18 protein-coding genes are annotated in these 20955 nt (G+C 70.3%); 8 read left to right on the top strand and 10 right to left on the bottom strand.

Features of this window, described 5'->3' with window-relative positions:
- Window positions 1-265 precede the first annotated feature (265 nt).
- On the bottom strand, window positions 266-2272 hold the full coding sequence (locus tag ACFFC4_RS02820; RefSeq protein ID WP_375497556.1) for an FAD-dependent oxidoreductase: 2007 nt from the start codon (window positions 2270-2272) through the stop codon (window positions 266-268).
- Between the two features lie 287 nt (window positions 2273-2559).
- On the opposite strand from ACFFC4_RS02820, the gene ACFFC4_RS02815 reads away from it, so the two are divergent.
- The gene (locus ACFFC4_RS02815; protein WP_375497554.1) at window positions 2560-4428 is read left to right on the top strand and encodes a serine/threonine-protein kinase; all 1869 of its coding nucleotides are present in this window, start codon (window positions 2560-2562) and stop codon (window positions 4426-4428) included.
- A gap of 4 nt (window positions 4429-4432) precedes the next feature.
- On the opposite strand, the gene ACFFC4_RS02810 is transcribed toward ACFFC4_RS02815, so the two are convergent.
- From ACFFC4_RS02810 to ACFFC4_RS02800, 3 genes are read right to left on the bottom strand one after another with little or no spacing between them, the layout of a single operon-like run.
- Window positions 4433-5527 (bottom strand): dipeptidase, encoded by a 1095-nt coding sequence (locus tag ACFFC4_RS02810; RefSeq protein WP_375497552.1) that lies wholly within the window; start codon window positions 5525-5527, stop codon window positions 4433-4435.
- Window positions 5520-6161 (bottom strand): MBL fold metallo-hydrolase, encoded by a 642-nt coding sequence (locus ACFFC4_RS02805; protein ID WP_375497550.1) that lies wholly within the window; start codon window positions 6159-6161, stop codon window positions 5520-5522. The genes ACFFC4_RS02810 and ACFFC4_RS02805 overlap by 8 nt, the downstream gene beginning before the upstream one ends.
- An 8-nt stretch (window positions 6162-6169) precedes the next feature.
- A complete protein-coding gene (locus ACFFC4_RS02800; protein ID WP_375497548.1) occupies window positions 6170-6553 on the bottom strand; it encodes a DUF5709 domain-containing protein in 384 nt (127 codons plus the stop codon).
- A gap of 52 nt (window positions 6554-6605) precedes the next feature.
- On the opposite strand from ACFFC4_RS02800, the gene ACFFC4_RS02795 reads away from it, so the two are divergent.
- Complete coding sequence (locus tag ACFFC4_RS02795) at window positions 6606-7961, top strand: cryptochrome/photolyase family protein (protein ID WP_375497546.1); 1356 nt, start codon at window positions 6606-6608, stop codon at window positions 7959-7961.
- Window positions 7962-7991: 30 nt separating this feature from the next.
- On the opposite strand, the gene ACFFC4_RS02790 is transcribed toward ACFFC4_RS02795, so the two are convergent.
- From ACFFC4_RS02790 to pdxH, 3 genes are read right to left on the bottom strand one after another with little or no spacing between them, the layout of a single operon-like run.
- Window positions 7992-8882 carry an aldose 1-epimerase family protein gene (locus ACFFC4_RS02790; RefSeq protein ID WP_375497544.1) on the bottom strand — a complete coding sequence of 297 codons (891 nt, stop codon included), beginning with the start codon at window positions 8880-8882 and terminating at the stop codon, window positions 7992-7994.
- Window positions 8879-10243 (bottom strand): MFS transporter, encoded by a 1365-nt coding sequence (locus tag ACFFC4_RS02785; protein ID WP_375497542.1) that lies wholly within the window; start codon window positions 10241-10243, stop codon window positions 8879-8881. The genes ACFFC4_RS02790 and ACFFC4_RS02785 overlap by 4 nt, the downstream gene beginning before the upstream one ends.
- Window positions 10240-10881, bottom strand: a complete 642-nt coding sequence (gene pdxH / locus ACFFC4_RS02780; RefSeq protein WP_375497540.1) for a pyridoxamine 5'-phosphate oxidase — start codon at window positions 10879-10881, stop codon at window positions 10240-10242. The genes ACFFC4_RS02785 and pdxH overlap by 4 nt, the downstream gene beginning before the upstream one ends.
- A gap of 93 nt (window positions 10882-10974) precedes the next feature.
- Here pdxH and ACFFC4_RS02775 point away from each other — a divergent pair, with 93 nt between their 5' ends.
- Window positions 10975-12081 (top strand): citrate synthase 2, encoded by a 1107-nt coding sequence (locus tag ACFFC4_RS02775; RefSeq protein WP_375497538.1) that lies wholly within the window; start codon window positions 10975-10977, stop codon window positions 12079-12081.
- Between the two features lie 23 nt (window positions 12082-12104).
- Window positions 12105-13400, top strand: a complete 1296-nt coding sequence (locus ACFFC4_RS02770; protein ID WP_375497536.1) for a D-arabinono-1,4-lactone oxidase — start codon at window positions 12105-12107, stop codon at window positions 13398-13400.
- On the opposite strand, the gene ACFFC4_RS02765 is transcribed toward ACFFC4_RS02770, so the two are convergent.
- Window positions 13397-13792, bottom strand: coding sequence for a VOC family protein (locus ACFFC4_RS02765; protein WP_375497534.1), 396 nt, complete (start codon window positions 13790-13792; stop codon window positions 13397-13399). The genes ACFFC4_RS02770 and ACFFC4_RS02765 overlap by 4 nt on opposite strands.
- Before the next feature lie 31 nt (window positions 13793-13823).
- Window positions 13824-14471 (bottom strand): hypothetical protein, encoded by a 648-nt coding sequence (locus tag ACFFC4_RS02760; RefSeq protein ID WP_375497532.1) that lies wholly within the window; start codon window positions 14469-14471, stop codon window positions 13824-13826.
- 59 nt (window positions 14472-14530) lie between these two features.
- Here ACFFC4_RS02760 and serC point away from each other — a divergent pair, with 59 nt between their 5' ends.
- The 4 genes from serC (at window position 14531) to ACFFC4_RS02740 (ending at window position 20542) form a co-directional block, all read left to right on the top strand.
- Window positions 14531-15646 (top strand): phosphoserine transaminase, encoded by a 1116-nt coding sequence (gene serC, locus ACFFC4_RS02755; RefSeq protein ID WP_375497530.1) that lies wholly within the window; start codon window positions 14531-14533, stop codon window positions 15644-15646.
- A gap of 54 nt (window positions 15647-15700) precedes the next feature.
- Window positions 15701-16729: a septation protein SepH gene (sepH, locus tag ACFFC4_RS02750; protein WP_375497528.1), complete on the top strand. Its 1029-nt coding sequence runs from the start codon at window positions 15701-15703 to the stop codon at window positions 16727-16729.
- A 169-nt stretch (window positions 16730-16898) separates the two neighbouring features.
- A complete protein-coding gene (locus tag ACFFC4_RS02745; protein ID WP_375497526.1) occupies window positions 16899-18707 on the top strand; it encodes an ABC transporter ATP-binding protein in 1809 nt (602 codons plus the stop codon).
- Window positions 18704-20542 (top strand): ABC transporter ATP-binding protein, encoded by a 1839-nt coding sequence (locus ACFFC4_RS02740; RefSeq protein ID WP_375497524.1) that lies wholly within the window; start codon window positions 18704-18706, stop codon window positions 20540-20542. Before ACFFC4_RS02745 ends, ACFFC4_RS02740 begins: the two co-directional genes overlap by 4 nt.
- A 34-nt stretch (window positions 20543-20576) precedes the next feature.
- Here ACFFC4_RS02740 and ACFFC4_RS02735 read toward each other — a convergent pair whose 3' ends face one another.
- Window positions 20577-20927: a hypothetical protein gene (locus tag ACFFC4_RS02735; protein ID WP_375497522.1), complete on the bottom strand. Its 351-nt coding sequence runs from the start codon at window positions 20925-20927 to the stop codon at window positions 20577-20579.
- Window positions 20928-20955: the final 28 nt, after the last annotated feature.

Genomic DNA, 20955 nt, shown 5'->3' with positions numbered 1-20955 from the left:
AACGAGTCAAAGGCGCGGGAGTGTTTCGGTGGTTACCGTCGGAATAAGTCCGCGTGTCCCACGACGGGCGTCCTCAGCAGGTACCGGTTGACGCTCAGGGCACTGCACACCTGCAAAGACGGGCCCTGCGTCGACGTTGCCGAGCTCCGTCATCGGCCGGTCGAATGTTTCAGCGCAGAGGCCTGGCGTGCGCCGTAATGCGCCCGTCGCCGTCCACAGGTGTGGATAACCGCTGTGGACGGCAGCGTCGAAGGGTCTGTCCGTGTTACAGGGTGGCCGCCAGCCGGGTGCCCTGGTCGATGGCGCGCTTGGCGTCGAGCTCGGCGGCGACGTCGGCGCCGCCCACGACGTGCACAGTGGCGCCGGTTGCGGCCAGGGCATCGGCCAGCTCACGGCGCGGCTCCTGGCCCGCGCAGATGACGACGTCGTCGACCTCGAGCACGCGAGGACGGCCGTGCACCGTGACGTGCAGCCCGTCGTCGTCGATGCGCTCGTAGTTGACGCCGCGCAGCATCTCGACCCCGAACGCGGTGAGCGTCGAGCGGTGCACCCAGCCGCTGGTCTTGCCCAGGCCCGCGCCGACCTTGCTCGTCTTGCGCTGCAGCAGGAACACCTGACGCGCGGCTGTCGGCCGAACCGGTATGGCCAGCCCGCCGCGGGTGACGGCGGGGTCGCCGACGCCCCACTCGCGCAGCCAGCCGTCGCGGTCCGGCGCGGTGACCTCGGTGAGCAGCGTGCTGACGTCGAAGCCGATGCCGCCGGCGCCGATGACGGCCACCCGCGCGCCGACCGTGACCGCGCCGGTGATCACGTCGGTGTAGCTGTGGACGTTCGGACGATCAGCGCCCGGAATGGCGACCTCGCGCGGGACGACGCCGGTGGCCAGCACGACCTCGTCGAAGCCGGCCAGCTCGTCGATACCGGCCCGCACGCCGAGGTGGGTCTTGACGCCGGTCAGCTCCAGGCGGCGGGTGAAGTAGCGCAGGGTCTCGGCGAACTCCTCCTTGCCGGGGATGCGACGGGCGAGTTGGAACTGCCCGCCGATCTCGTCCGCGGCCTCGAACAGCTCGACGTCGTGCCCGCGCTCGGCGGCGGCACAGGCCGTGGCCAGCCCCGCCGGCCCGGCCCCGACAACCGCGACCCGCTTGGCCCGCCGCACCGGCGATAGCTTGAGCAGTGTCTCGTGACCGGCCCGCGGGTTGACCAGGCAGCTGGCCACCTTGTGCTTGAACGTGTGGTCGAGACAGGCCTGGTTGCAGGCGATACAGGTGTTGATCTCGTCGCTGCGGTCGTCGGCGGCTTTGCGCACCCACTCCGGATCGGCCAGGAATGGGCGAGCGAGCGAGACCATGTCGGCGTCGCCGCGGGCCAGGATCTCCTCGGCCGTCTCGGGCATGTTGATTCGATTCGACGCGATCACCGGGATGGTCACCTCGGGACGCAGCTTCGCGGTGACCGCGGTGAACGCCGCGCGGGGCACCGAGGTGACGATCGTGGGCACCCGCGCCTCGTGCCACCCGATGCCGGTGTTGATCAGCGTCGCGCCGGCAGCCTCGACCTCGTTCGCGAGGGCTACCGTCTCGTCCCAGGTCTGGCCGTCCTCGACGAGGTCGAGCAACGACATCCGGTAGCAGAGAATGAAGTCCGGGCCGGTCGCGTCGCGCACCTGCCGGACGATCTCGGTCGGGAACCGGCGGCGGTTCGCCGACGACCCGCCCCACTCGTCGTCGCGGCGATTGACCCGCGTGGTCAGGAACTGGTTGATCAGGTAGCCCTCGCTGCCCATGATCTCCACGCCGTCGTAACCGGCTTCGCGGGCCAGCGCCGCGCTGTGCGCGAAGTCCGAGATAGTTCGACGCACCTCCCGCGCGCTCATGCCCCGCGCCCCGAACGGCGTGATCGGCGAGCGCGACTTCGACGCCGTGGCGCTGAGCGGGTGGTAGCTGTAACGACCGGCGTGCAGCAGCTGCAGGGCGATCCTGCCGCCCTCGGCGCGCACCGCGCCGGTGATCTCGCGGTGCCGCTCGACCTCGCGCCGAGTCGTCAGCTTGCCGGCCAGAGGCAGCAGCCAGCCGGTGCGGTTGGGCGCGAACCCGCCGGTGACGATCAGCCCGGCACCCCCGCGCGCCCGCTCGGCGTAGAACGCCGCCAACCGATGCAGGTTCTTCGGCCGGTCCTCTAGCCCCACGTGCATCGAGCCCATCAGCACGCGGTTGGGCAGCGTGGTGAAGCCGAGGTCCAGCGGGGCCAGCAGGTGCGGGTAGCGCGTCACCGTCGAACTGTATCTGCGACGGATCTTGCTGCCTCTCGAACGCTATGGCGCCACCGGCGCAACAAGATCCCGCGGGGCAGCGGCGATCAGCGTCGTCAAACACGAGAACCACACACCGGTGGGCGCGTTCAAGGTGCGCGGCGGGCTCGGCGTCACCATCGGGGTTCCGCATGGCGACAGCGCCGACAAGAACGCAGCGATGCGAGCGCTCGGCGCAGACGTCAGGTGCTATCGGCGCCGAGACCATAGGATCGCGGGCGGCAGCCATCTGAACCCAGGAGTTCCTCGTGTCGGAGCAGTTCGGTCACTACGTCCTCGAGACGATGATCGGGCGCGGTGGCATGGGCGAGGTCTACCGGGCCTACGACACGAAGCGCGATCGCATCGTCGCCCTGAAGAGGCTGCCGAAGGACCTGGCGAGCGACGAGATCTTTCAGGCCCGCTTCCGACGCGAGTGCCGGCTCGTGGCCCGGCTCAACGAACCGCATGTCATCCCCATCCACGACTTCGGCGAGATCAACGGGCACCTGTTCCTCGACATGCGCCTCGTCGAGGGCGTCGACCTGTCGACCGTCATCTCCAACGAGGGCCCCATGGAGCCGCGGCTCGCGGTCGACATCATCGGGCAGGTTGCGGCAGCCCTGGGATCGGCGCACAACCTGGGCCTGATCCACCGCGACATCAAGCCGTCGAACGTGCTGGTGACCGGTATGACGGCCGACCGGCAGAGCGTGTTCGCCTACCTTGTCGACTTCGGCATCGCCCGCAGCGAGGGCGCCGGTGGCGGCACCGCGCTGACCGCCACCACCGGCACCGTCGGCACGCTCGGCTATATGGCGCCCGAGCGCATCAGCGGGGGCGACGGGGACAGCCGCTCGGACCTCTACTCGTTGGCCTGCGTGCTCTACGAGTGCCTGACCGGCCACTCGCCGTTCAGGGGCGAGACGTTTCAGGTGATGTACGCGCACGTGAACGCGCCGCCGCCGCTGCCTTCCGTGGAGGTCCCGGGGTTGCCCCGGACGCTCGACGACGTCATCCGCAGAGGCCTGGCCAAGGACCCCGGGGACCGCTTCCAGACCGCCAGCCAGTTCGCGACCGCCGCCCGGGCCGCGTTGACCGGCGCCGGCGTCGCGTCGCCCCCACCGCCGCCGCCGCTCGCGCCACCGGTCGGACCGCCGATCCAGCGTGGTTTCACCGCCAGCGCCTTCCAGGGCCCGCCGATGACCCGGCCGCCGTCCGGGCCACCGCCGTCCGGGCCACCGCCGTCCGGGCCACCGCCGTCCGGGCCACCGCTGTCCGGGCCACAGCGTCCGGCGAGCGGTCCGTTCGCTCAACCGTCCGGCCCGCAAGGTTTCATTTCCGGCGTGCCCGGCGTGCCCGGCGTGCCCGGCCGCTCGGTCACCGGCCCCGGCGGCCCGCCGCCGTTCAACCCGCAACACCCGGGGAGCGGCGGAGGCGGCGGGTTCTTCGCCAACCGCAAGAATCTGATCCCGATCTCGATCGCGGCCATCGTCGTGATCATTGCGGTGATCATCATCGTCGCGGTGTCATCAGGCGGCGACGACAGCTCGTCGGCCGATCGGAGCGGCACAGCAAGCCCGACCGCGTCGGCGTCCGGCAGCGGCGAAGCCAGTAGCAGTACCAGCGAAAGCGCCTCACCCTCGACGTCCAGCTCGACCGTCGTCACCCCGGGGTGGAGTCAGTACTCCCAGTTCACCGAGCTGGTCGGCACGCACGCCAACGACACGGAGCACGCCTACAAGGGTGCGACGTGCACGCTCGAGACCGGCGTCAGCACAGCGCCGGGCATGCTGGACCAGATTGCCTGCAAGGACCTCAGCGGCACCAAGCTCGAGGTCGACATCGGCCGCTTCGACACCGCAGCAAACGTCGCGGCCTACGGCGCCGAGCTGGTCAACGACCGCAAGTACACCAAGACCTACTGGACGATCGACCAGATGCGCCGCGGTCTGCTCTACAAAGGGCCCTCAACCGCCACCTACGGCGACGTGACGACGGGATTCTGCTCGATGCCGCTGTTCCTCGTAAAGCTGTACGCGCCAGCCGGCGCAAACATCACGACGGACACGATCTTCACCCAGTTCTGGAAGAGCGCGCCGTTCCCGAACGACACACCGGCGGTCTGCGCGAGCTGACGCGTCAGCTCGCGACCTCCGAGTCGCGCAGCACCCGCAGCGTGTTGCCGTGGGTCAGCGCGGCGAGGTCGGCGTCCGACCACGACCGGTCGAGCAGCTCGGCCAGGAGCGCCGGGTAGCACGAGACGTCTTCCATACCCGAAGGCATGGGAGCGCAGCCGTCGTAGTCACCGCCCAGCCCGACGTGCTCGATGCCGGCCACCGCGCGGACGTGCTCGACGTGGTCGGCGACCTGGGCCACCGTGGCCACCGGTGCCGGGACGCGCTCGGCGTAACGCTCGGCCGCCTGCTGGTGTGCCAGCCAATCGCGCCGGTCCTCGCCACGCTCGGCCATCTCGGCGAGCACCGCCTCGTCCCACTCCCGCACCTCGTTCGAGACGAACGCGGGCACGAACGTCACCATGCAGACGCCGCCGTTGGTAGGCAAGGCGCCAAGCACGTCGTCCGGGACGTTGCGGACATGGTCGTTGACCCCACGGGCCGAGGAATGGCTGAAGATCACCGGCGCGGTGCTTACGGCCAGGGCGTCGCGCATGGTGGTGGCGGCGACGTGCGAGAGATCGACGAGCATGCCGAGCCGGTTCATCTCGCGCACGACGTCACGGCCGAAGTCCGACAGGCCGCCGACCACCGGGTCGTCAGTGGCCGAGTCAGCCCACGGCACGTTCTCGTTGTGGGTGAGCGTCATGTAGCGGACGCCGAGCGCATGCATCGTGCGTAGGACGGCCAGCGACGAGTCGATCGAATGGCCGCCCTCAGCACCCATCAGCGACGCGATCCGCCCGTCGGCCAACGCCTCCTCGACGTCTGCCGCGGTGAGCGCCAGCGCCAACCGGTTGGGGTAGCGGGCGATCATCCGCAGTACGAAGTCGATCTGCTCGAGCGTCGCTGCGACTGAGCGGTCGCCCAAGTTGCACGGCACGAAGACCGACCAGAACTGTGCCCCGACCCCGCCCTCCGCGAGTCGGACCAGGTCGGTCTGTGTACGGTCGCCGCGCACGTCGACCGGGTAGGCGTCGAGGTCGTAGCCGAACTGGTCGCGCATCTCCCACGGGAGATCGTTGTGACCGTCGAAGATCGGGTGACGGCGTTCAGGCATCAATGGTCTCGCCGGGCGCCAGCGCGACGAACTCGCTGCCGTGCTGACCGCCGAACTGCCCGACCAGCGTGCGCACCATGTTCAAACCGGTCGACGTGAGCAACGAATCGTGCAGGCCCGTCACCTTCGGTGCCCGCACGGACACGACGAAGTCGATGACCTCGGAGGTCTTCGACCACGGTGCGTGCAGCGGGGCAAAAAGAACTTCGATCGGCACCGGCGGCACGAAGAACGAGTCGCCCGGGTGGTAGACGGCGTCGCCGATCAGGTACCCGACGTTGCTGATCACCGGGATGGCCGGATGGATGACGGCGTGCTGGCCGCCGAAGGTGCGTACGCCGAAACCTGCGGCGTCGAAGGCCTGGCCGGGCTCGGCGGTCGTCACCTGCTCGCCGAGCTCGGCGAAGTTCTTGGCCACCGACGCCGGCGCCCACAGGCGCAGGCGGGAGTCGCGTTCGAGGGCGGCTCGCACCTTGTCGGTGTCGATGTGGTCGGCGTGTTCGTGGGTGATGAGCACGGCGTCAGCGCCGTCCAGAGCCGCCTCGACCTCGCTGAACGCGCCCGGGTCGATGACCAGGCTGCGGTCGCCGTCGTCGAATCGGATGCACGCGTGGGTGAACTTGGTCAGTTGCATGCCCCGACCTACCCTTCCTCGATGTGGACGGCAGCCTCCTCGGCGCTGGCCGCGTAACCTGCCCGGCCGACGTCGGTGGCGATCTCGTCCTTCTCCTCGTCAGCATGCGCGCCCTCGTCCGGGGCAACCAGGCGTCCGGCGCGCGGCTCCTCGAATGCCGTCTCGAGGTCGGCCTCGCTGACCTCGGGTACTTCCTCGGCGAGGCGGTCGTCGAGGCTCTCGCCCTCGCGCAGCTCGTCGGCGGTCTCGCCGCGCCAGCTCTTGTTAGGGCGATCGGGCGGGTTGTACCCCGCGTCGAGCGGGTCCTGCGTGTTGTCCCCGGTCAGCGTTTCGCTGGTGCCCTGATCGGCGCTGAACTCGGTGCCTACGTAGCTGTCGTCGGATTCACTCATGCCTGCACCCTCCCCGGTTCGTCGCTGCCTGTCACTTGGGCAGGCTGGTGCCATGACGTCAGTCCTCTGGTTCCGGCGCGATCTGCGGCTAGGCGATCATCCCGCTCTGCACGAGGCGGCCGGCGACGGGCCAGTAGCCGCTCTCTTCGTGCTCGACCCAGCGCTGCTCGAGCCCTCGGGCGCGCCCCGGGTGGCCTTTCTCTACCGCTCCCTGCGGGCACTGGACGAGGACCTGCGCTCGCACGGCGGCCAGCTCGTCGTCCGTCGTGGCGACCCGGTGAAGGTGGTGCCCGAGGTCGCGAAAGAGGTCGGAGCGTCCTCGGTGCACGTCAGTGCCGATTTCGGCCCCTACGGCCGCACCCGGGACGAGGCGGTGGAAGAGTCGCTCGGCGACGTCCGGCTGGTGCGCACGGGCTCGCCGTACGCCGTCGCGCCTGGACGCCTGACCAAGAAGGACGGCGAGGTCTACAAGGTCTACACGCCCTATCACCGAGCGTGGAAGGAGCACGGGTGGCGCAAGCCGGCCACCCCGATCGCGAGCCGCGTCGACTGGCACACCGGGCTGAATGGCATCGACATCCCCGGCGACCCGGCGTTGCCCGAGGGCATGGACCTACCCGACGCGGGCGAGGACGCTGCCCGCAAGGCGTGGACGAAGTACCACGACGGCGGACTGGGCGGTTACGGCAACGACCGCGACCGGCCGGACCTCGACCGCACGTCCCGGATGTCGATGTACCTCAAGTGGGGCGCGATCCATCCCCGCACGATCCTTGCCGACCTCGGACCGGGCGACGAGACCTACCGCGGCGAGATCGCGTGGCGCGACTTCTACGCGACCATCCTGGCGACCTGGCCGGAGTCCGCACGCGAGTACTTCCAGCCCGAGCTGGCCACCATGGAATACGCCCCCGCCGACGGCGCGGCCTTCGAGGCGTGGACGCAGGGCCGGACCGGTTTCCCGATCGTCGACGCCGGCATGCGGCAGCTGCTCGCCCTGGGCTGGATGCACAACCGGCTGCGAATGATCGTGGCGTCGTTCCTGGTCAAGGACCTGCACATCGAGTGGCAGCACGGTGCCCGGCACTTCATGAAGCACCTCGTTGACGGCGACCTCGCGTCCAATCAGCACGGCTGGCAGTGGACGGCCGGAACCGGCACGGACGCCGCGCCGTACTTCCGGGTGTTCAACCCGATCACGCAGGGCCAGAAATTCGACCCGCAGGGGGATTACGTGCGGCGTTGGATTCCCGAGCTGCTGAACGTCCCGGGCAAGGCCGTCCACACCCCCTGGGAGCTCGACGCACCGCCCGTCGACTACCCGGAGCCGATCGTCGATCACAAGAAGGAGCGGCTGGTCGCGCTCGAGCGGTATCAGGCCGCCCGCGCCGGGCGCAGCTCGTCCTGAACGACGTCCCTCGGTGAGTGGTCACGGGATTCAGCCGGGGACGATGCCCCAGGTCCCGGTCCAGGTCTCACCGGGTTCGAGGACGACGAGCCCGTCGCCGGAGTTGAACGCGTCCGGGGCGCAGGACATGGGCTCGAACGCCACGCCGGACTGCCCAGCCGACACGTCGTCGACGGTGTAACCCTGCACGTACCCGAACGCGTCACCGAACCACAGGGTTGCGCTAAAGCCGTCGCCGCGTAGTTCGGCCCGAGCCACCCCGTGAGTGAATTCGACGCCGGTGAAGCCCTGGTCGAAGCGTCGCCCGCCCAGCACGGCGCTGGCGCGGAAGTCCTCGTTCTCTGACACCGGCCGTCGACCCACCGGCACCTGCCGGTCGTCCACCTCGAACGTCTCGGCCACCGGGATCAACAGCGACACGTCGTCGAGAGAAGCGCCACGCGTCGACAGGTAGGGGTGCGAGCCCATGCCGAACGGCACTCGCTGCGCGCCGTCGTTGCGGCCGGTCAGCTCGACGACGAGCCCGTCCGGCCGGAAGCCGTAGCGCACCTCGGCGTGCACCTGGAACGGATAGCCCTTCTGCGGCACGACATCGAGGCCGAGGCGCACGAAATCGGAGGCCTGCTCGAGCACTGACCATCGCGCCCACCGGCCCAGGCCGTGAATGGCGTTGCGCTTATCGGGCTCGGTGAGCGCGAGCTGCTGCTCGACGCCGTCGAAGGTGTACTTGCCGTCGCGGATCCGGTTGGGCCACGGGACGAGCGTGGTGCCGCAGCCCTTAGGCGGCAGCTCGTTGTCGCCGTAGTGGCAGGTGACGTCGTTGCCGTCATGGGTGTAGCTGCGTAGTCCGGCGCCGACCTCGGCGATCTCGGCCCGATGCTTGCCGTTGGCGATGACCCACACCGTGCCGCACAAGCTCATGCGGTGGACGGTAGCGGCTCCGGGTCGACCGGCACCTCGCCGGCGGTCTTCGTGTCGTAGCGCCAGAACGAGCGGACAGCCACGCCGCCGATCGCCACCGCGACCATGCAGGCCACGCCGCCGCCGACCCAGGAGAATGTCGACCCGGTGACCGCCGCGGTACCACCGGCCCGTACGTCGCCCAGCCGTGGACCACCGGCCACGACCGCGATGAACACGCCCTGCATGCGACCGCGCATCTCGTCAGGTGCGTAAGTCTGCAGGATCGTTTGCCGGTACACGGCACTGACGAGGTCGGCCGCCCCGGCCACGGCCAGCAGCACGACGGCCAGCCACAACTGATGCGCGAGGCCGGCGAGTGCCACGGCACCGCCCCAACCGACGATGGCAATGGTCAGCGCACGTCCCTGGCGGCGCACCCGGCCGATCCAGCCGCTGGACAACCCGGCGACCACCGAGCCGATCGCGATGGCCGCGTAGAGCGGCCCGACGTTGCCACCGAAGCGGTCGTCCGCGACCTCGGGGAAGAGCGCACGCGGCATGGCCAGCACCATGGCCGCGATGTCGACCGCGAAGGACATCACCAGCACCGGACGGGTGGCGATGAACGCCAACCCCTCGACGACCGAGCGCAGCCCCAGCTTCTGTCCCTTGCCGTCGGGTGGGATGGCCGGCAGCTTCAGCGCCGAGTACAGGGCGGCGGTGAACAGCAACCCGTCGATGGAGTAGGCGTACTCGAACCCGTGCGGCAACGCCACCACGACGCCGGCGATCAAAGGGCCGACGACCTGACCGATGTTGCCGATGGTGAAGTTCAGGGTGTTGGCGGCGGGGACGAGGTCGGGCTCGACGATGCGCGGGATGATCGCCCCGCGGGCCGAGGACGCCACCGCGAAGAACCCCGACTGCACGGCGACCAAACCCAGGATCACCCCGACGCTGTTCAGCCCCGCGAACGTCTGCGCAAGCAGGGCGAGCGTCACGACCCAGGTGCCGAGCGACGACCAGAAGTACAGCGTGCGGCGGTCGACGGCGTCGGCGATCGCCCCGCCGTACAGGCCGAAGACGACGATGGGGACGAGCCCGGCCAACCCCACCAGGCCGACGTAGAGCGACGAGTGCGAGATCGCGTACACCTGCACCGGCACCGCGACCTGGGTCAGCATCGAGCCGATGAACGACGTGCCCTGGCCGATCAGCAGGCGCTTGAAGGCCGGGATCGCCAGCGGTCGGGTGTCGACGGCCTGCCGGCGCAGCAAGCGACCCAACCTGCGGGCCTGGTCGGGCGCCTCGGCCGGATCGGGCGCCGGGTCCAGGAGTTCGTCCGGCGTGCTCTGCGCCGACGGATCAACCTTGCTCACGGGGCAAGTCGTTCCCGCAACCACGTCCCGTCGGTCAGCCGGAAGCGGATTCGGTCGTGGACGCGGCCCGGGCGGCCCTGCCAGAACTCGACCGCGTCGGGCACGAGACGGTAACCGCCCCAGTGCGGCGGTGCGGGGATCGGCCCGGCCGCGAACTGCGCCTCGGCCTGCTCCACCAGGGCGTCCAGGGCCGCACGGGACTCCACGACCTGCGACTGCGGCGAGGCCCACGCGCCGAGCTGCGACTCCCGCGGTCGGGACGCGAAGTAGGCCTCGGTCTCAGCGCGCGAGACCTGCTCGACGTCGCCGGTCAGGCGCACCTGCCGCTCGTGGGCATGCCAGACCAGGACAGCCGCCGCGTACGGGTGTGCAGCGAGGTCGCGGCCCTTCGCAGACTCGTAATTGCTGTAGACGACGATGCCGCGCTCGTCCAACCCTTTGATCAACACCGTGCGCACTGCGGGCCGCCCCTCGGGCGACACCGTCGCCCACTGGACGGCGTTTGCCTCCACAACGGCGGGGTCGGCGACGGCCTCGTCGAACCAGGCCAGCAGCTGCGGGAACCAGGCGTCGGCAACGGCCTCGTCATCGAGGTGACCGCGTGCATAACGCCGGCGCAGAGCGGCTGGATCAGTCATCACCCTGAATCCTCGCACCTCACTCGCCAGGACAGATCCGGGTGTGAGCAGAATGGGGCTCGTCAAGCAGGACTACCTGAGCGGAGCGCGGCAATGGCAGACGATTACAGCCCGGGTCTGGAAGGCGTCATCGCCTTCGAGACCGAGATCGCCGAGCCCGACAAGGACGGCGGCGCCTTGCGCTACCGCGGCGTCGACATCGAGGATCTCGCCGGGCACGTCACCTTCGGCAACGTGTGGGCGTTGCTGGTCGACGGCAAGTTCGGTCCGGGTCTGCCGCCGGCCGAGCCGTTCCCGATCCCGGTGCACACCGGCGACGTCCGCGTCGACGTCCAGGCTGCGCTGGCCATGCTCGCCCCGGTGTGGGGCTACCGCCCGTTGCTCGACATCAGCGACGAGGAGGCGCGCGAGCAGCTCGCCCGCGCCGCCGTCATGGCACTGTCCTACGCCGCGCAGTCGGCCCGCGGGCTCTCGACGCCGGCCATCCCGCAATCGCGCATCGATCAGAGCGAGACCATCGTCGAGCGCTTCATGGTCCGTTGGCGCGGCGATCCCGATCCCCGCCACATCAAGGCCGTCGACGCGTACTTCTGCTCCGCCGCCGAGCACGGCATGAACGCCTCGACGTTTACCGCGCGCGTCATTGCCTCCACCGGGGCCGACGTTGCCGCCGCGATGTCCGGCGCCATCGGCGCCATGAGCGGCCCGCTGCACGGCGGCGCCCCGGCTCGTGTGCTGCCGATGATCCAGGAGGTCGAGAAAACCGGCGACGCGAAGAAGGTCGTCACCGAAATCCTTGACCGACACGACCGCCTCATGGGCTTCGGCCACCGCGTCTACCGCGCCGAGGACCCGCGTGCTCGCGTGCTGCGCCGCACCTGCAAGGAACTCGACGCACCGAAGTTCGAGGCAGCCAACGCGCTCGAGCAGGCGGCGCTCGCCGAGCTGCGCGAGCGTCGCCCCGACCGCCCCATCGAGACCAACGTCGAATTCTGGGCCGCTGTCATTCTCGACTTCGCCGAGGTGCCGCCGCACATGATGCCGGCGATGTTCACCTGCGCCCGTACGGCCGGCTGGTCGGCGCACATCATGGAGCAGAAGAAGACGGGTCGTCTCGTGCGCCCGTCGGCTCGCTACATCGGCCCCGACCCGCGCAAGCCGTCCGAGGTCGAGGGCTGGGACGACATCGCCCACGTCTGAGCCGTCGACGCGACAATGAGTCCATGACCACCTGGACGAACTGGGCCGGCACAGTGCGCGCCGACGTCACAGTTGCCACGCCCGCAACGGTCGGTGAGCTCCAGCGCGTCGTTGCCGGTGCGGCCGAGCGCGGGCAGCGGGTCAAGGCCATCGGTGCCGGCCACTCGTTCACGGCCATCGGCGCCACCGACGGCATTCAGCTGCGCCTGCACCGGATGAGCGGGGTCGTACACGCCGACCGCGCGAGCGGGCTCGTCACCGTGCTGGCCGGCACGCGGCTGCACGAGCTGAACGACACGCTGTGGGAGCTCGGCCTCGCGCTGACGAACCTCGGCGACATCGACGTCCAGACCGTCAGCGGCGCGATCTCGACGGGCACCCACGGCACCGGGGCGAAGCTCGGTGGGCTTGCCACCCAAGTCCGCGCGCTTGAGCTCGTGCTGGCCGACGGCTCGCTGCGGCGCTGCTCGGCCGACGCCGACCCCGATCTGTTCGCCACGGCGTGTGTCGGGCTCGGCGCACTAGGCGTCATCGCCACTGTCACCTTGCAGTGCGAGCCGGCCTTCGCGCTCGCCGCGAACGAGGCGCCGTCGACGCTCGACGCGGTGCTGGCCGATCTTGACGACGAGGTCGCCGGCAATGATCACTTCGAGTTCTACTGGTTCCCGCACACCCGCAGTGTGCTGACCAAGCGCAACAACCGCGTCCTGCCCGGCACCGAGCTCCAGCCGCTCGGCCGGGCGCGCGCGTGGCTCGACGACCAGTTCCTGTCGAACACCGTCTTCGACGGCGTCAACCGGCTGACGACGCGGCGTCCCGCACTCATCCCCCGGGTCAACGAGGTCGCGGCGCGAGCACTGTCAGCGCGCGGCTACGTCGACCGCTCGTACCGGGTGTTCGCCTCTCCCCGAACCGTGCGCTTCCGCGAGATGGAGTACGCCGTGCCGCGCGCGGCCGTGCCGCAGGTGCTGACCGAGATCGAGCGCTGGCTCGACCGCAGTAGCGAGCAGATCGGCTTCCCCGTCGAGGTGCGTTTCGCCGCCGCAGACGATCTCTGGCTGTCCACGGCCACCGGCCGCGACACCGGGTACCTCGCCGTGCACCAGTACCACCGGCGCGAGCACGAGCCGTACTTCCGGGCCGTCGAGGCGATCGCCTGCGACGTCGACGGGCGACCGCACTGGGGCAAGCTGCACTACCGCGACGCCGCGTCGCTCGCCGCCACCTACCCCCGGCATGCTGACTTCGTTGCCCTGCGCGACAAGCTCGACCCACAGCGGGTTTTCGGCAACGACTACCTGACCTGTGTGCTCGGCTAGTCCCTGGGACTCAACACGCAGAACTCGTTGCCCTCGGGATCGGCGAGCACGACCCAGGTGACGTCGGCGGACTGCCCGACGTCACTGCGGGTGGCACCCAAGCCGACCAGCCGTTCGACGGCCTCGGCCTGGTCCTCGCCGGCGAGGGGAGCGAGGTCGAGGTGCAGCCGGTTCTTGACCGTCTTGCCCTCCGGCACCGGGACGAACACGAGGCCGGGCCCCCGTTCCATCGGTGGTACGGAGTCGCTCTGGGTCAGCGCCTGCGGGGGAATCAGCACCACCTCGTCGGGCGCCTCGTAGACCTTTGGCCAGTCGAGCACCAGGGACCACCAGTCGGCCTGGGCAGAAGCATCGACGCAATCGACGACAACGGTGTACCAACGCAAGGGCATGTACCGACGATAGAAGAAGTGTCCGGCTACGTCAGCTACGCGGATGGGCTCGGCAGATCGCCACGCCGAGGACGAGCGCGCGGTGCAGGGCCGTCGCGCTGCGTTCGAAGGAGATGACGTCGCCGGACAGCGTCGGATCGTCGCGGCGGCTGGTCGCGCGGTCGACGAAGCCGGCCCGCAGGCTGCGGTCGACCCATCCGGCCGGGACCGCGAGGTGCTCGACGCGCGCCACCGGGACCCCGGCCGGGTCAAGTGCCGACCACGACAACCCCCGCTCGGCCGGGACGACGAGCAGCGGCGCACCGTCGCGCGCGGTGACGGTGAACCCCGCGCCGAGGGGTGCTCTGCGCACCGACGGCACCACCCCGACCGGCCGGCCGCTGCTCGAACTGACCGTTGCCGGCGCCGTGTGGGCCCGCCGAGCATTGGCCAACTCGACCCGCAGCCACAGCTGCCCGGAGGTGTCGTGCACGTCGTAGGTTGCCGGCAGGGTCGCGATGCGACCGGTGCCGGCGAACATGCGTCGCAGCTGGTAAGCGCCCGTGCCCGGGTCCTGGCGCACTTCGCCCGCGGACGCCGCGGCGCTGCCCCGGTCGAGCCGCCAGCGGCGCAATCCCGCCCAGCCGAAGCTGGCGGTGTCGACGAGGCGCACGACGTCGCCCACCAGATGATCGTCCACGACACCATGCTGTCCGACCATCGCCGCAAAGCGCGAACCGGCGGTGCAAGGATCGGACCGTGGACACACCGAGCATCACGATCCCGGCCGCGCTGCGACCCGCCGACGGCCGCTTCGGGTCGGGTCCGTCGAAGGTGCCTGCGTCGGTCGTTCGCGCGCTCGGCGACACCGGCGGGTCGCTGCTCGGCACGAGCCACCGGCAGGCGCCGGTGCAGGCACTCGTCGCCCGCATCCGGGCCGGGCTCGCCACGTTGTTCGGCGCCCCGGACGGTTACGAGGTGCTGCTGGGCAACGGCGGGTCGACGTCGTTCTGGGACGCCGCCGCGTTCGGCCTCGTCCGCGAACGGTCGCTGCACCTGGTCTGCGGCGAGTTCTCGAACAAGTTCGCCGCGGTGACGAGGGGTGCGCCGTTCCTCGGCGAGCCGCGCGTCCATACCAGCGAGTACGGAAGCGCGCCGGCGCTCGTCGCCGAGGCGGGCGTCGACGTCTACGCGTGGCCGCAGAACGAGACGTCCACCGGTGTGGTGCTCCCTGTGCAGCGGGCCGACGACGCGGGCGCACTCATGCTCGTCGACGCCACCTCGGCCGCAGGCGCGGTACCCGTCGACGTGGCGCAGGCCGACGCCTACTACTTCGCGCCGCAGAAGGCCTTCGCGGCCGAGGCAGGCCTCTGGGTGGCGTTGTGCTCGCCGGCTGCGATAGAGCGCATCGCCGAGGTCCGCGCCGGGCGCTGGGCTCCCCCGACCCTCGACCTGATGCTCTCGCTGGAGAACTCCCGCAAGGACCAGACGTACAACACCCCGGCCGTGGCGACGCTCTGGATGCTCGCCCACCAGGTCGAGTGGCTGCTGGCTTCCGGTGGGCTGCCGTGGGCCACCGCCCGGTCGGCCGAGTCCGCGCGCCGGCTGTACCGCTGGGCCGACGAGTCGTCCTACGCCACCCCGTTTGTCGCCGACCCGGTGCTGCGCAGTCCCGTCGTCGGCACCATCGATCTCGATCCGTCGGTCGACGCTGCGACGGTCATCGCCGTGCTGCGCGCGAACGGCATCGTCGACACCGACTCCTACCGGGCGCTGAAACGCAATCAGCTGCGGGTCGGCATGTTCCCGGCCGTCGAACCGGACGACGTCGAGGCCCTCACCCGGTGCGTCGACCACGTAGTAGAGCGCCTGTAGACCGCCCGGCGTGTGCTCCCGGGCGCATCCACGTCGGCGACCTATCGTCAGCCCATGCGTCAACTGCGCCTCGTAGGTCTCGCCGACGACCACTCCCACCTGGTGCTGGAGGCCGCTAATGGGCCCGACGGGCCGGATCGGTTCGCGCTGGCGCCCGACCCTGACCTGGACGCCGCGCTGCGCGCGCTCACGGCATCGACAGAACCCGCCGCGTCGACTGAAGCGCCCCCCGAACCCGCCGCTTCCGCAACCGCGCCGGGTCGGGACCTGACGGTCGGGCCGCGCGAGATCCAGGTCCGCGTGCGGGCCGGGGAATCACCCGAGCAGGTCGCCGAGTTCTACGGCGTCGACGTCGCACGGATCATGCGTTTCGCGGGACCCGTCCTCGAGGAACGCGTTCGCATCGCCGAGGAGGCCCGACGCGCCCGCGCGCACCGCAGCAAGGGCGAGGCCGGCGAGGGGACGCTCGTGGTGTTCGGCGAGGCCGTCGACGACCGGTTCACCGCACACGGCATCGACGCGAGCACGGTCACCTGGTCCACGCGGCGTCGGGACGACGGCGAGTGGATCGTGCGCGCCGAGTGGCAGGGCGGCCGATGGGCAGGGGGCGAGGGCACGCACGGCGCCGAGTGGGCCTTCCACCGATCGTCCCGGTCGGTGACCGCGCTCGACGCCGCCGCCTCGGACCTGCTGAGCGACCGCCCGATCCGACCCGTCGCGCCGCCCGAACGGGCCGCACTCGTCAGCGCCCCGCCGCTGATGCCGGGCGTGGTCGCCTTTCCGCCGATGCCGGAGGCGATGACCGATCCCCTGCCGGCGGTCGAGCACGTCTACGACCAGGAGGCCCCGGCCGACGGCCTGCGTGAGCTCGGCTTCCTGTCCGACGGCGAGTCCGAGCTCGGCTTCGAGGAACCGCCGCTGCCGCTGGGCATCACCGACCCTTCGACGCGTCCGCTGAGCCGGCTGTCGTCGGTGCGCACCCTCGGCGGCAAGCGCGAGGAGTCCGAGGAGGAGCGCGCTGCACGCGTCAAGGTGCCGTCCTGGGACGACATTCTGCTCGGGGTGCGTCGCAAGCAGGACTGATTCTCGACCCACCCGTTCGCCCACCACGTTGAGTGTCGGGTTACGCGTCGAGTGTCGAGTTGTAAGGCGACACTCGACGCGTAACCCGACACTCAACGCGGTGGGGTCGCGTTCGCTGTACGGAAACTGGGTCGCTGACAGTCGGTGCCTCGACGTAGCGTGGGTCAACGTGACGACGCCTGACTCCTACGCTCCAGCGGCGTCGTCCGACACCCCGTCCGACACCCCGGCCGGGACCACGGCCGGAACGCTGCGCACCGTCCTGCGGCTGTGGCACTGGGCGCGTCCGCACCGCCTGTCGGTGTTCGTCATGGTCGCCACTGCCACCGGCGCGATGGTCGTGCAGTCGCTCATCCCGCTGGTCGTCGGCGCGGTGGTCGACGGACCCATCCGCCACCACGACACCGCCGGGCTGTGGGCGCTGTCGGCGTTGGCCCTGGCTTTCGGGGTCGCGGAGGCGGCGCTGTTCTGGGCGCGGCGCCAGTCGATGGCCACCGCCGCCCTCGGTATCGAGACCGACCTACGCCGCGACCTCTTCGCCCACCTGCAGCGCCTGCCCGTCGCCTTCCACGACCGCTGGCCGTCGGGGCAGCTGCTGTCGCGGATGACCACCGACCTGTCGACGCTGCGGCGTTTCGTCGGGTTCGCGGCGGTGTTCCTCGTGGCCAATACCGTTGCCTCGCTCGTCGTGGTCGTCCTGCTGCTGCACATCGAGTTCTTGCTGGGCCTGTTCGTCGTTGTGGCGATGATCCCGCTGGTGGTCTTCACCCGGCGCTTCGAGCTGCGTTACAGCCGCGAGGCCCGCCGTGTCCAGGACCTCACCGGTGACATCGCGACCTCCGTCGAGGAGTCCGCGCTCGGCATCCGCGTCATCAAGTCCTACGGCCGCCGCCCGCACATGCTGGCCGGTTTCACCGCCGACGCTCGCCGGCTGCGGCAGGCCGAACTCGTCAAGCTGCGCACGCTCGGCCTGTTCTGGGCTGCGCTGGAGGGCCATCCGCAGCTTGTGCTGGCCGGCACCACGGTGGGCGGCGTGCTGGCCGTCAGCCACGGCGCGATGAGCCTGGGTTCGCTCGTGGCGTTCGTCGCGCTGTACCTGCGCCTGATCTGGCCGATCATCTCCCTCGGTTGGTTGCTGGCTCTTGCCGAGGAGGCGGCCAGCGCTGCGCGGCGCATCTTCGAGGTGCTCGACGCCGAACCCACCGTGCTCGACCCGGCCAAACCGGTGGCGGCCGAGTCCGGCACCAGCCTGGTCTTCGAGGACGTGCACTTCGGCTATCCCGGCTCCGACAGCGAGGTCCTGCGCGGTGTCGATCTCGCGCTCGAGCCGGGGGAGACTATGGCGCTCGTCGGCGCGGTCGGGTCGGGCAAGACCACGCTCACTGCGCTCGTGCCACGGCTGTACGACGTCATGAGCGGCCGGGTGCTCATCGGCGGTGTCGACGTCCGCGACCTGCGCCTGGACCAGCTACGACACGCAGTCACCACCGCGTTCGAGGACGCCACGCTGTTCTCGGCCAGCGTCCGAGAGAACCTCACGCTCGGACGATCGGGCATCGACAAGGCCGACCTCGCTGAGGCGATCGAGGTCGCGCAAGCCGGTTTCGTCCACCACCTGCCGTTCGGGCTCGACACCCGCATCGGCGAGCAGGGCCTGTCGCTGTCCGGCGGCCAGCGACAGCGCCTCGCGCTCGCCCGCGCGGTGCTCGGCCGGCCCCGGGTGCTCGTGCTCGACGACCCGCTCTCGGCGCTGGACGTGCACACCGAGGCGCAGGTCGAGTCGGCGCTGCGCCGGGTGCTCGCTCACACCACCGCCCTCGTCGTCGCGCATCGACCGTCGACCGTGCTGCTCGCCGATCGGGTGGCGCTGCTCGCCGACGGTCGGGTCGCTGCGGTCGGGACGCATCGTGAGCTGCTGGCCAGCGTGCCCGCCTACCGCGAGCTGCTGGCCCAGACCTCGGAGCTCGAAGTCGCATGAGCGAAACGGATTGGCAGGGCGAGCTGACGGAAGAGGCGCGGGCCGAACGCGCGGTCGACGCGGTCGACGCCACCGGCCGGCCACGCCTGCACGGCGCCGGCCGGGCGCTGCTGCGCGAGCTGCTGCGGCCCTACCGCGCCCGGGTGTGGGGCGTGCTCGGCATCGCGCTGGCCCAGGTGCTGTTCACCATGGCCGCACCGTGGCTCGTCGGCGTGGCCATCGACGACTCGCTGCCCGACGCGCGGCGGGGCGACTTCACCTCGCTCACCCTCGTCGGGGTCGCCCTTGTCATCAGCGCGCTGGGTGGCGCCTGGCTGCGGGCCGTGTTCGTCATCCGCAGCGGGCGCATCGGGCAGGCCGTCATGTACGACCTGCGCCGCCGCGGCTACGACCATATTCAGGCGCTGTCCGTGGCCTTCCACGAGCGCTTCACGTCCGGCCGGGTCATCTCGCGCCTGACCTCCGACGTAGACACGCTGAACGAGCTGCTGGAGGCGGGTCTCGACGGCCTGCTGACCGCGGTGTTCAACGTCGTGGCCATCGCGGTCGTCCTGCTGGTCCTCGACGTGCCGCTGGCGCTGGTGGCCATCGGCGCGCTGGTGCCGCTGTACCTGCTCTACCGCTGGTTCTCGGCCCGTGCGGCGGTCGCCTTCCGGCGCACCCGCGAGAACGTGGCGACGATGATCGTGAACATCGTCGAGACGTTCAACGGCATCCGCGCGGTGCAGGCCTTCCGCCGCGAGAAGCGCAACGACGCGATCTTCGCCGATCTGAACGACACCTACCGCGAGGCCAATCGCCGCACGTTCACGCTGCAGGCCTGGTTCATCCCGGGCACTGCCCTGATCGGCAACCTGGCCACGGTTGCCGTACTGCTGATCGGCGGCCGGCGGGTTATCGAGGGCGGCCTCGAGCTGGGCGTGTTGACCTCGTTCCTGCTCTACCTGCGCCAGTTCTACGACCCGATGGAGGATCTCGGCCTGTTCTACAGCGAGCTGCAGTCGGCCACTGCTGCGCTGGAGAAGATCGCCGGCGTCCTGGCGGTGCGTCCGGACGTGCCGGAGCCCGAGCACCCGCGCGAGCTGCCCACGCCGGTCGCCGGCGCGCTCGACCTCGACAACGTGACATTCGCCTACACCGACGACCGCGTCGTGCTCCCCGAGCTGTCGCTGCAGGTGCCGGCCGGGCAGACCGTCGCGCTTGTCGGCGCCACGGGCGCGGGCAAGACGACGATCGCGAAGCTGCTGGCCCGCTTCTACGACCCGACGACGGGCACCGTGCGGCTCGATAGCGTCGACCTGCGCGACGTCTGCGACACCGAGCTGCGCAGTGCGATCGTGATGATCACCCAGGACGGTTTCCTGTTCTCGGGCTCGGTTGCCGACAACATCGGGTTCGGACGCCTCGGCGCCACGCGCGACGAGATCGAACAGGCAGCCCGCGAGGTGGGCGCGCACGAGTTCATCGCCGCTCTTCCCGAGGGCTACGACACCGACGTCCGAAAGCGCGGCGGGAGGTTGTCGGCCGGGCAGCGACAACTCATCGCGTTCGCCCGGGCGTTCCTGGCCGACCCGGCCGTGCTGATCCTCGACGAGGCCACCTCGTCACTCGACGTCCCGGCCGAGCGGGCGGTCCAGCGTGCGCTGCGCACCGTGCTCACCAGTCGGACAGCTCTGATCATCGCCCACCGGCTGAGCACCGTTGAGATCGCAGATCGCGTAGTCGTGCTGGCCGACGGACGAATTATCGAAGACGGCACGCCCGTCGACCTGATCGAAAGCGGGAGGGGGCACTTCGCCGAGCTGCACTCCTCGTGGGCCGACTCGCTGGTCTGAGCTCGTGCCGCTGGTCTGAACTCGCGGGGATCGGTCAGACGGCCCTGGCGAGGCCGGCACCGACGACCGGCCGGCGCCATGCCAGCTCGGGCCAGGTGCGGTTGCGCAGGACCCAATACGCGACGGCTGAATAAACGAGGGCCGGATCGGGCGTCTCAGCCTGATACCGGCGAGTTACGCCGCCATCGTGGACCTCGAGCAGCCAGCTGTCGTGGGTGCGATTGGCCTGCAGGTGGGTCACGCTGCCGGCAGCAGCGTGGCGCTCGACCACGAGAAAGGCGTCATGGCCGCTGCGATCGACCTCAGCGACCAGATCAGCAAGCTGGAGCACCGTCGGCTGGTCGACGACAGCGCCTGTTGACGTAGTTGCCCGGTGACGATCCATAGCGCCAGCATTCCCACGCCGAGCCGAT

Source organism: uncultured Jatrophihabitans sp. (genome assembly GCF_964244045.1).
Taxonomy (GTDB): Bacteria; Actinomycetota; Actinomycetes; order Mycobacteriales; family Jatrophihabitantaceae; genus Jatrophihabitans.
The sequence above is the reverse complement of the archived record's forward strand: the minus strand, read 5'-3'. Positions and strand labels throughout refer to the sequence as shown.

Coding starts and splice junctions, on each gene's coding strand:
- ACFFC4_RS02790 (WP_375497544.1), bottom strand. CDS start 8,882: ATGAGCTTGTGCGGCACGGTGTGGGTCATCGCCAACGGCAAGCATCGG.
- ACFFC4_RS02805 (WP_375497550.1), bottom strand. CDS start 6,161: ATGCAACTGACCAAGTTCACCCACGCGTGCATCCGATTCGACGACGGC.
- ACFFC4_RS02810 (WP_375497552.1), bottom strand. CDS start 5,527: ATGCCTGAACGCCGTCACCCGATCTTCGACGGTCACAACGATCTCCCG.
- ACFFC4_RS02800 (WP_375497548.1), bottom strand. CDS start 6,553: ATGAGTGAATCCGACGACAGCTACGTAGGCACCGAGTTCAGCGCCGAT.
- ACFFC4_RS02735 (WP_375497522.1), bottom strand. CDS start 20,927: ATGGATCGTCACCGGGCAACTACGTCAACAGGCGCTGTCGTCGACCAG.
- ACFFC4_RS02795 (WP_375497546.1), top strand. CDS start 6,606: ATGACGTCAGTCCTCTGGTTCCGGCGCGATCTGCGGCTAGGCGATCAT.
- ACFFC4_RS02740 (WP_375497524.1), top strand. CDS start 18,704: ATGAGCGAAACGGATTGGCAGGGCGAGCTGACGGAAGAGGCGCGGGCC.
- ACFFC4_RS02775 (WP_375497538.1), top strand. CDS start 10,975: ATGGCAGACGATTACAGCCCGGGTCTGGAAGGCGTCATCGCCTTCGAG.
- sepH (WP_375497528.1), top strand. CDS start 15,701: ATGCGTCAACTGCGCCTCGTAGGTCTCGCCGACGACCACTCCCACCTG.
- ACFFC4_RS02770 (WP_375497536.1), top strand. CDS start 12,105: ATGACCACCTGGACGAACTGGGCCGGCACAGTGCGCGCCGACGTCACA.
- ACFFC4_RS02765 (WP_375497534.1), bottom strand. CDS start 13,792: ATGCCCTTGCGTTGGTACACCGTTGTCGTCGATTGCGTCGATGCTTCT.
- pdxH (WP_375497540.1), bottom strand. CDS start 10,881: ATGACTGATCCAGCCGCTCTGCGCCGGCGTTATGCACGCGGTCACCTC.